The 2,638-nt window shown below is 74.9% G+C and carries 2 protein-coding genes and 1 pseudogene; 2 read left to right on the forward strand and 1 reads right to left on the reverse strand.

The window, feature by feature from the left end; translation table 11 throughout:
* Positions 1-1,115: serine/threonine-protein kinase (locus ABZV94_RS41175; protein ID WP_356350183.1), on the reverse strand; the 1,115-nt coding region annotated here is incomplete at its 3' end.
* Between the two features lie 603 nt (positions 1,116-1,718).
* Here ABZV94_RS41175 and ABZV94_RS41180 point away from each other — a divergent pair.
* Together ABZV94_RS41180 and ABZV94_RS41185 are read left to right on the forward strand one after the other, a co-directional pair.
* Positions 1,719-1,895 carry a hypothetical protein gene (locus tag ABZV94_RS41180; RefSeq protein WP_030654904.1) on the forward strand — a complete coding sequence of 59 codons (177 nt, stop codon included), beginning with the start codon at positions 1,719-1,721 and terminating at the stop codon, positions 1,893-1,895.
* 303 nt (positions 1,896-2,198) lie between these two features.
* Positions 2,199-2,638, forward strand: a pseudogene (locus ABZV94_RS41185) (aminoglycoside phosphotransferase family protein); the annotation flags it as partial.

Raw genomic sequence — 2,638 nt, forward strand, 5'->3', positions numbered from 1 at the left:
GGCGTCTGTCTCCGTACAGAGATCTGTACGGGGTCGTGGCCGCCCCGTGGGTCCTGCTGCGTGTCAACCCCGCCGCGCGAGGACGCTCCGCCACGGGACGGCGCGTCGCCGCGTGACGACACCCCGCCCCTGGAGGACAGGGAGGGCGCACCGCCGCGCGGCAGCGGCGTACCGGGGGAGGCGCGCCGCTGGGTGCGCTGCTGCTCGGGGTAGGTGTCGGCGAGCCGTCCGGTGGGCCGGTCCGCCTCGGCGGCACGCGGCGCGGGCGGCCGTACGCCGTCCAGGCCCTGCGCCTCCCGGGCGGCGATCTCCTTCAGCCGCAGCGACAGCTGGAGCGTGCTGGGCCGCTCGTCGGGGTCCTTCGCCAGGCAGGCCCGGATCAACGGCGCCAGCGCGTCCGGTACGCCGTGCAGTTGCGGCTCCTCGTGCACCACCCGGTACAGCATCACCTCGGAACTGCCGTGCCCGAAGGGCGAGTCGCCGGTCGAGGCGTAGGCCAGGGTGGCGCCCAGCGAGAACACGTCGGTGGCCGGGGTGACCGCCGCGCCGCGCACCTGCTCCGGGGCGAGGAAGCCGGGGGAGCCGACGGCGGTGCCCACGTGGGTGAGCGTCGAGGCGCCCGTGGCCCAGGCGATGCCGAAGTCGATGATCCGCGGCCCCTTCGGGGACAGCAGGATGTTGGAGGGCTTCAGGTCCCGGTGGACGACCCCCGCTTCGTGCACGGCGACCAGCCCCTCGGACAGGGCCGCGCCGATCGCCGCCGTGTCCGCCGCGCCGAGAGCGCCCTCCTCGGCGACCTTGTCGTGGAGGGAGGGCCCCGGTACGTACTGGGTGGCGAACCAGGGCCGCTCGGCCTCCAGGTCCGCCGCGACCAGCCGGGCGGTGCACCCGCCCCGGATCCGCCGGGCCGCCGACACCTCGCGCGCGAACCGCGACCGGAACTCCTGGTCCTCCGCCAGATCGGGCCGGATCACCTTCAGGGCGACCCGCTGCCCCTTCTTGTCGGAGCCGAGATAGACCACGCCCATCCCGCCCGCGCCGAGCCGTCGGTGAAGCCTGAACGAGCCGACGACGCGCGGGTCCTCGCGCCTCAGGCGCATCATCGCCATGTTCATCCCCGCTGCCCGGTCCCTGTGACGTGGCACAGCTTACGTTTCCACGGCCGCCTGCGCGCAGAGGCCGCGCCCTCCGGCCCGGATGGATTGTGTGGGCCGTCCGGGGGAGGTGAAGCACGGTCAGGAAGCCGAGCACGACGGCGAATTCGCGCCACCCGAAGCCTCAACCGGTCGGCGCCGCAGGGAGGTTGGTGCCCCGCTGGGCTGCGGCGGACGTGTCCGTACGCCCACCGGCCCGTGGTCGGCGGCGGCCCGCGGCCGTGCCCGCGCCCCGGATCCCGATCCGCCTCCGGCGCTCCCACCGACCCGGACGGGAGTGATCGAAGTCACTCAACTCACCCCATAGAGCACGTCGGAAATAACGGGACGGAGTGGACGACCCCTCCGGGAAGACCCCGAGACTCGGGCCCGCGTCTCCACCCAGGGGAGTACGCCGCAGGTCATGGCTCATCCTCATGGAGGCCCGGCAATCGGTACGCGGGCATGACGCCCGGTGGGGGCAGCGCGCCTAGATTTGAGGTCAAGCGGCGGGTGCAGCACTCGTCCCCCGAGGTCAGACACCCGCCGCTGCCGACGACAACCGAAACGGTCAGGAGAGGGACCATGGCCTACACGGCACCGCGACGCACGGCGTTCGCCCCCCGCCGGACGGGCCGCCGCCACCCCCTGGTGGCGACGCTCATGGCCCTTCCCCTGGCGGCCCTGCTCCTGCTCGTCTTCGACGGCTGGGAGACGGTGGCCACACAGGCGTCGTCCGTGGGTGCGATGCTGGGGCGCTGAGCGGCGACCCCAGGCCCGGAAGAGCGGTCCGGGCGGGGACATCGATCCATGAAACCCCGTGGGGACGGGGGTACGGCGGACGGCACAAATGCCGGCGCAGCTGGGGAGCTGCGCCGGCATTGGCCGTTTCCGGAGGGAAGGCGAGCCACTGGCCGGGTGCGGCGTACCGCCGTAGCTGCGGGCGGTCGCGCCCCTGGGGCGGCACGCGGGGGCGCAGCGGCACCCCGCAAGCGCGGGCATGCGGCCCGGCCCCGGCCCGCCCCGCTACCCTCACTCCGACAGCCGACCCCGCCCGAGGCAGCCTTGACCGCAGACACCGGCACCGGCACACCCGCCCGCTCCCTCATATCCGCACTGACCGCCGAAGTCACGGCCGCCGCGCACCCGCGCACCCCCACGGTCCCCTGCACCTGCGGCAGTACCGCCCTCGCCGACCGCGAGGACGCCACCGTGGTCCGGCACGCCGGTACCGTCGCCAAGGCCCACGCTCCGGACACCGACCCCTCCGCGCTGGCCCACCGCGTCGCCACGGCCGCCCGTCTCCCCGACGTACTGCTGGCTCCGCTCACCGCCGCCCCGTCCCCGCTGCACGGCCGCCTGGTGACCTTCTGGCCGTACGGCCTCCCCGTCGACCCGGACGACCCGGACGCCGCCCCCTGGGAGGCCGCCGCCACCCTCCTCGCCCGCCTGCACCGCACCCCGCTCCCCGCCGGCCTTCCCCCGATGCGGGGCCCCGCCAAAGC

The sequence above is a fragment of the Streptomyces sp. NPDC004658 genome (genome assembly GCF_040609555.1).
Taxonomy (GTDB): Bacteria; Actinomycetota; Actinomycetes; order Streptomycetales; family Streptomycetaceae; genus Streptomyces.

Coding starts and splice junctions, on each gene's coding strand:
- ABZV94_RS41180 (WP_030654904.1), top strand. CDS start 1,719: ATGGCCTACACGGCACCGCGACGCACGGCGTTCGCCCCCCGCCGGACG.